This window comes from Phytoactinopolyspora endophytica (assembly GCF_004138495.1).
In the GTDB taxonomy this organism is placed as follows: Bacteria; Actinomycetota; Actinomycetes; order Jiangellales; family Jiangellaceae; genus Phytoactinopolyspora; species Phytoactinopolyspora endophytica.
In genome coordinates, this window is the sequence record NZ_ML142873.1 from 1 (window position 1) to 6778 (window position 6778).

Below are 6778 nucleotides of genomic sequence, written 5' to 3' on the forward strand. Positions count from 1 at the left end.
CCTCGACTGCGCCTGCGGGCTCTACCTCAACGACCACACCGCCTGGCAGACCGACTAACACCCGACGGACTTACGGCGCGGACCACTAAGGGTCCTCCGGAGCCGGCCGCCACCGCGTCGTCGCACTGGTTGTAGCGCACAGCCGGTGAACAGCCGGTGGCGTTAGCGTAGGATCGGCAACGACCTTAAAGCCCGGGCGTTTCACCTCATCCAGAGCGCCGGAGTCAGCCACGACGACGGAGGAGTACCACGTTCATGCCCTCGATCAGTCGCGACGAGGTCGCCCACCTGGCGCGCCTTGCCCGCCTCGAGCTCGAGCCTGCTGAGCTCGACCATCTGGCCGGCCAGCTCGACCAGATCATCGGTGCCGTGGCCCAGGTGTCCGAGGTTGCTGCCGACGACATCCCACCGACGTCGCACGCCCTGCCGATGACCAACGCATTCCGCGACGACGAGCCGCGTCCCGGTCTGACGCCGGATGCCGCATTGGCGGGCGCGCCCGAGGCGGAGGACGGCCGTTTCCGGGTGCCGCAGATCTTGGGAGAAGAACAGTGACAGAGCCGAGTCTCTTCAGGCGAACCGCCGCGGAGCTCGCCGACTCGATCGCGTCGGGCGAGGTCAGCGCGGTCGAGGTAGCACAGGCCCACGTCGAGAGGATCGCCGCCGTCGACGACGCCGAGACCGGCGTGCACGCCTTCCTCCATGTCGACGCCGAACGTGCGCTGGCCACGGCTGCGGAGGTCGACGCGAAGCGCGCCGCGGGGGAGCGGTTAGGCCCGCTCGCCGGCGTCCCGCTCGCGCTGAAAGATGTCGTCACGACGGCGGACATGCCGACGACGGCCGGCTCGAAGATCCTCGAGGGATGGCAGCCACCGTACGACGCCACGATCACCCGCAAGATGCGCGAAGCGGGCATCGTCATCCTGGGCAAGACCAACATGGACGAGTTCGCCATGGGTTCCTCCACGGAGAACTCGGCGTTCGGGCCCACTCGCAACCCGTGGGATCTGAGCCGGATCCCGGGCGGTTCCGGGGGCGGATCGTCGGCGGCGCTGGCGTCCTTCGAGGCTCCGCTGGCGATCGGCACCGACACCGGCGGCTCGATCCGTCAGCCTGCCGCCGTGACCGGCACCGTGGGAATCAAGCCGACCTACGGCGGAGTCAGCCGGTACGGCCTGATCGCCTGCGCATCCAGTCTGGACCAGGCCGGACCGTGTGCCCGTACGGTGCTGGACGCCGCGCTGCTTCACCAGGTCATCGCCGGGCACGACCCGCTCGACTCCACGAGCATCGACCAGCCCGTGCCGGACGTCGTCGCGGCGGCCATGCGCGGCGCCGACGGTGACCTGGCCGGCCTGCGGGTGGGCGTGGTGAAGGAGCTCGGTGGCGAGGGCTACCAGGCCGGTGTCGAGGCTCGCTTCACCGAAGCGGTCGAGGTGCTGGGCAAACTCGGGGCCGAGGTCGTCGAGGTCTCCTGCCCGCACTTCGTCTATGCCCTGCCTGCGTACTACCTGATCCTGCCCAGCGAGGTCTCGTCGAACCTGGCCAGGTTCGACGCCATGCGGTTTGGGCTGCGGATCGGGGATGACGGTGCACGCAGCGCCGAGGAGGTCATGAACCTGACCCGCGGCGCCGGGTTCGGCGCGGAGACGAAGCGCCGGATCATCCTCGGAACGTACGCGCTGTCCTCGGGTTACTACGACGCCTACTACGGCCAGGCACAGAAGGTGCGCACCCTGGTCAGCCGGGACTTCGACGTCGCCTTCGAACAGGTGGACGTTTTGGTCTCGCCCACCGCGCCCACCACGGCGTTCCCCATCGGGGAGAAGGTGGACGATCCGCTGGCCATGTACAAGAACGACTTGTGCACCATTCCGAGTAACCTGGCCGGCAACGCGTCGGCGTCGTTCCCGTGTGGCTTGGCCGGTGAAGACGGCCTGCCGGTCGGGCTGCACGTGATGGCTCCTGTCCTCGCCGACGACCGGCTCTACCGGGTAGGCGCGGCGTTGGAGCAGGCACTGGTGTCGGAGTGGGGCGGACCGCTGCTGAACAAGGTGCCCGAGCCGGCAGGTTCGTGACCCGTTGAGGCCGGTTCGCATGGGAAGATCGATGGTGGACCGTTGATACTGGAAAATGCGCGCACATACAGGCATCTGAGGTGAGCCTTTAATGAACATCAAGCACATCATCAGAGTGGTCGGCGGCGTCTTCGCGGCCGGCTCGGCGATCAAGACGTTTTCGAAGGCCAAGAACGAGGGTGACAAGCTGAAGATGATCGACGCCGGGCTGAGCGTCGCATCGGTGGCCGTCACCATCGCCATCACCGTGCGAGAGATCCGTGAGGGCGACGACGGCTCGCGGATCGTCGAGCTCGAGGACGAGGCCTGATGCCCACTGCAGTCGCGCTTCCGAGCTTCTCCGATGTGATCGCCCGGTTCGACCCGGTGATGGGCATGGAGGTCCACGTCGAGCTGGGCACCATCACCAAGATGTTCTGCGGATGCTCGACCGAGTTCGGCGGTGAGCCGAACTCGCAGGTCTGTCCGACCTGCCTGGGCCTGCCCGGCGCGCTGCCGGCGGTGAACCAGACCGCCGTGGAGTCGGCGATCCGCATCGGTCTGGCGCTCAACTGCCAGATCGCCGAGCATTGCCGGTTCGCCCGGAAGAACTATTTCTATCCGGACATGCCGAAGAACTTCCAGATCTCCCAGTACGACGAGCCGATCGCGTACGACGGGTGGACTGAGGTCACCGTCGACACCGAGGACGGCCCGCGGACCGTCCACATCGGTATTGAGCGTGCGCACATGGAAGAGGACACCGGCAAGTCGCTACACGTCGGCGGGGCCACGGGCCGGATCCACGGCGCCAGCCACTCGCTGCTGGACTACAACCGCGCGGGCATCCCGCTGATCGAGATCGTCACCAAGCCCATCGAGGTAGAACCGGAGATCGCTCCGGCGGTCGCGCGTGCGTACGTTTCCGGGCTGCGCGACCTGATCCGTGCCCTCGGTGTCTCCGACGCCCGGATGGAGCTGGGTCAGATGCGCTGCGACGCGAACGTCTCGTTGAAGCCATCCGGCACCACGACGCTCGGCACCCGCACCGAGACCAAGAACGTGAACTCGCTGCGTTCGGTGGAACGCGCCGTGACCTTTGAGATCCGTCGCCAGGCCTCGGTGCTCGACGCCGGTGAGACGGTGATTCAGGAGACTCGTCATTGGCACGAGGACACCGGGGAGACGACCTCGGGGCGGGTCAAGGAGGAGGCCGAGGACTACCGGTACTTCCCTGAGCCCGACCTCGTTCCGGTCGCTCCATCCCGGGACTGGGTGGACCAGCTGCGCACCACACTGCCCGAACCTCCCGCCGCCCGTCGTGCCCGCCTCCAGCAGGAGTGGAACTTCACCGACCTGGAGATGCGCGACGTCGTCAACGCCGGCGCCGCGGAGCTGATCGAGGAGACCATCGTCGCCGGTTCGGACGCCGCGGGCGCGAAGAAGTGGTGGCTCGGTGAGATCTCTCGCACCGCCAATGAGCGCGGCGCCCCCTTGGACGCTGCCGGCATCACCCCGGTGGACGTCGCCCGTGTCGAGACCCTCATCAAAGAAGGCGCTCTCAACGACAAGCTCGCCCGCCAAGTGGTGGAGGGCGTCCTTGCTGGAGAGGGCTCTCCCGACCAGGTGGTCGAGGCCCGCGGCCTGGCCATCGTCTCGGACGAGTCCGCTCTGGGCACTGCCGTCGACGAAGCGATCGCCGGCCAGCCCGACGTCGCCGAGAAGATCCGCGGCGGCAACATGGGCGCCGTCGGCGCGCTGATCGGCGCCGTGATGAAGGCGACCCGGGGCCAGGCCGACGCCAAACGCGTCCGCGAGCTCATCCTGGAGCGCCTCAACTCCTAGCCAGGGCTGTGCTCTCGCGGGGGATGAGGGTGGTGGCGAGTTCGAGCCGCGGGCTCTCGATCTCCTCGCCACCGGCTAGCCGGAGAACGGTGCGGGCGGCCAGCGCCCCATGTCGCTGGCGGCGGCGATGGCCGTCGGTGGATCGTGGAGTGCCAGAAACGCATTGGCGCCTGCGAATCCGGACTCGTGGTAGAAGTCGCCCTCGTAGACCAGCTCGTCCTCGAAGGCGAGGCCGCCCGCCTCGATCCCGGCCCGGTAGCCGTCGAGGCGGGCGCGGCTGCCGATCAGGGTCCGCGGCCCGGCGATGACCCCGATACGCCGGTGCCCGAGCGAGATCAGATGGTCCATCGCGGCCAGGCCGCCGGCCCAGTTGGTGGTGCCGATCGTTGGTGCCGTGGGTGTCGGGCCTCCGGCGGGATCGACGACGACCATCGCCACGTTGAGGCGGTGCAGTTCCTCGTACATCGGGGAGTCGAGGGCAGAGGCGACCAGGATGACGCCGTCAGAGGCTCGAGGTCGTTGAAGACCAGGTCGATCAGGCGCGCGCTGGTGTCGCTGCGAGCGGAGCGGCCCCGATAGCCATACCGACGCAACAGCTCCTCCACCCGGTGCCTCGTGGCCGGTGCGACGTCCGACCGGCCGTTGACCACCCGGGAAACGGTCGGCACCGATACCCTTGCCTCCTGCGCGATCACGCTGATGGTGACCCTGTTGTCGTCGGTCACCTTCCACCGGCACCCGCGAGCCCGGCGATCAGCCAACGACGGGCGAAGAGGTACAGCAGGAACACCGGGATGGCGGAGATGAGCACAGCCATCATCAGACCGGGAATGTCCACCGCGAACTCCTGCTGGAACTGCCGTAGGCCGAGCGTGACCACGGTGTTCTCCTCGCTGCGGATGAAAATCAGCGGGAAGATGAAGCTGTTCCACGCGTTCAGGCCGACGAAGATGCACACCGCCGAGATGCTCCCGCGGGCGATCGGGATCACGGCGTTGACCAGCATCCGGAAAGACCCCGCGCCGTCGAGCGTCATGGCTTCGTAGACGTCGCGCGGCACGTCCCGTAACGCACCGGACAGAATCAGGATGACCAGGGGCAACGTGAACGCGACCGTGGGGAGGATGACAGCGATGAGTGTGTCGTACAGGCCCATCTCGGTGATGATCAGGTAAAGCGGGATGATCACGGCCTGGGCGGGGATCGCCAGCCCGAGCAGGAACATCCGGAACGAGGCGCTCGCCAGCCAGCTCCGGGAGCGGACGATGGCGTAGGCAGCGGGCAGCGCGAGGACCAGCGACAGCGCGATGCTGGCCACCGTGATGATCGCCGTGTTCCAGTAGTAGCCCAGAAAACCGCGGTCGATGATCTCGGTGACGTTGTCGAAGGTCCACACGGTCGGAATCGCCAGCGGGCCGGCGTCGCGGAACGCGCGCTCCGTGGTCAGACCCCAGACGATCATGCTGATGATCGGGACACCGATGATGATCAGCCAGATCGTGGAGAGCCCGCCCGCGATCCAGTTCGGCCGGGCGGTGGGCGATGAATGCTGAGCCATCGGCTACATCCCTTCCAGCGTGGAACGCATCTTCGCGAACCCGGAGAACTTGACGATGATGAGCGAGATCGTCGTGGCGACGACCACCAGCACAGTCGCGATGGCCGCGGCGTAGCCCATCTCGAACGACTCGAACCCGGCGCTGTACATGAGGTATGGCAGGATCCGGGTGGCGCCGCCAGGTCCGCCGCCGGTGAGCAGCAGCACGGTCTCGAAGGTGATCAGCGAACCCACGATCATGATGACTGATGATGTGACGACGGTGTAGCGCAGCTGCGGCAGGGTGATCTGCCAGAACATGTTCCATCTGTTCGCGCCGTCGATCGTGGCCGCGTCGTACAGGACCGTGGGGACGTTGCGTGCCGCCGCCTGGTACAGCAGGCTGTGGAAGGGGATCCACTGCCAGCCGCTCACGAAGACGATCACGATGAACGCCCCGTGCGACGTGCCCAGGATGTTTCCGTCCGGGAACCCGAGGGGCGGGCCCAGATCGCTGGCCATCCCGTAGTTCGGGTCGAGGAATCGGTGGAAGAGCACGGCGATCGCGGCGGACGACAGCAGGAGGGGAAGGAAGAAGATCGACGACAGGAACGCCCTGTTGCGCTGCGTACCCGCGGCCCATACTCCGATGCCTATGGCCATCGGGGTCTGGGTCACCCAGGTCAGGACCGTCAGCTGGAGTGTGATCCGGGTGGAGTCCCAGACTCGGCCGTCGTTCCACAGCCGTTCCCAGTTGTCCAGTCCGCTCCATTCCACGTCGCCGAAACCGGGCCAGGACGAGAACGACAGCACCACCACGAGGATGAGCGGCACTACGGCGAAGGCGAGGAAGAAGAGGAGAGCCGGGATGAGGTACCACGCGTTCGGGCGGGGTGCGTGGTCGGTTCCGGTCCGTCGAGGCGCCCGCTTCCGGCTGGCTGCGCGCCTGGCCGGAAGCGAGGTCTCCTGGTCAGGAAGCTGCATCTTCGTTTGCCTGCATGAAGCCTTCGGCGTCGATGTTACCGAGGAAGACGTTCTCGATGGCCTCGAGCATCGGCTCGGCCTGGGGGCGCTCGATCGCCTGGTCCCAAGAGAGCTGGAAGCTTGGAGCGTTGGCGGCCATGTTGTAGACGGACGTGAAGTATTCCTCGTGTTCGTGGCCCTCGATCAGCGGCTCGATGTCGGCGACGGCGGGGATATCCCCGATGTCGAGCAGAGCCTGCACATACTCGTCGGAGCCCATCTCCTGCTTGAGGTAGTTGATCGCGACCTCCTTGAGTGGAGAGTCGGCGTGAACGGAGAAGAAGTTCGTCGGGTTCCCGACGACGTTCTCCGGGTC

The 6778-nt window shown here is 66.9% G+C and carries 6 protein-coding genes and 2 pseudogenes; 4 read left to right on the forward strand and 4 right to left on the reverse strand.

Features of this window, described 5'->3' with window-relative positions; translation table 11 throughout:
• The first annotated feature begins 255 nt into the window (after nucleotides 1-255).
• The 4 genes from gatC to gatB all read left to right on the forward strand — a co-directional run bounded on the left by gatC (nucleotide 256) and on the right by gatB (nucleotide 3902).
• Nucleotides 256-555: an Asp-tRNA(Asn)/Glu-tRNA(Gln) amidotransferase subunit GatC gene (gene gatC, locus ELR45_RS31165; RefSeq protein ID WP_129669764.1), complete on the forward strand. Its 300-nt coding sequence runs from the start codon at nucleotides 256-258 to the stop codon at nucleotides 553-555.
• Nucleotides 552-2078 (forward strand): Asp-tRNA(Asn)/Glu-tRNA(Gln) amidotransferase subunit GatA, encoded by a 1527-nt coding sequence (gene gatA, locus ELR45_RS31170; protein ID WP_129669765.1) that lies wholly within the window; start codon nucleotides 552-554, stop codon nucleotides 2076-2078. The genes gatC and gatA overlap by 4 nt, the downstream gene beginning before the upstream one ends.
• Nucleotides 2079-2169: 91 nt before the next feature.
• Nucleotides 2170-2388 (forward strand): hypothetical protein, encoded by a 219-nt coding sequence (locus ELR45_RS31175; protein WP_129669766.1) that lies wholly within the window; start codon nucleotides 2170-2172, stop codon nucleotides 2386-2388.
• Complete coding sequence (gene gatB / locus ELR45_RS31180; RefSeq protein ID WP_129669767.1) at nucleotides 2388-3902, forward strand: Asp-tRNA(Asn)/Glu-tRNA(Gln) amidotransferase subunit GatB; 1515 nt, start codon at nucleotides 2388-2390, stop codon at nucleotides 3900-3902. The genes ELR45_RS31175 and gatB overlap by 1 nt, the downstream gene beginning before the upstream one ends.
• On the opposite strand, the pseudogene ELR45_RS42225 reads toward gatB, so the two are convergent.
• The 4 genes and pseudogenes from ELR45_RS42225 to ELR45_RS31200 all read right to left on the reverse strand — a co-directional run.
• Nucleotides 3892-4627 (reverse strand): annotated as a pseudogene (locus tag ELR45_RS42225) (LacI family DNA-binding transcriptional regulator). The gene gatB and the pseudogene ELR45_RS42225 sit on opposite strands and share 11 nt — an antisense overlap.
• Complete coding sequence (locus tag ELR45_RS31190) at nucleotides 4624-5460, reverse strand: carbohydrate ABC transporter permease (protein ID WP_129669768.1); 837 nt, start codon at nucleotides 5458-5460, stop codon at nucleotides 4624-4626. The pseudogene ELR45_RS42225 and the gene ELR45_RS31190 overlap by 4 nt, the downstream one beginning before the upstream one ends.
• Nucleotides 5461-5463: 3 nt before the next feature.
• A complete protein-coding gene (locus ELR45_RS31195; RefSeq protein WP_129669769.1) occupies nucleotides 5464-6423 on the reverse strand; it encodes a carbohydrate ABC transporter permease in 960 nt (319 codons plus the stop codon).
• Nucleotides 6410-6778, reverse strand: a pseudogene (locus ELR45_RS31200) (sugar-binding protein); the annotation flags it as partial. The pseudogene ELR45_RS31200 and the gene ELR45_RS31195, both read right to left, overlap by 14 nt.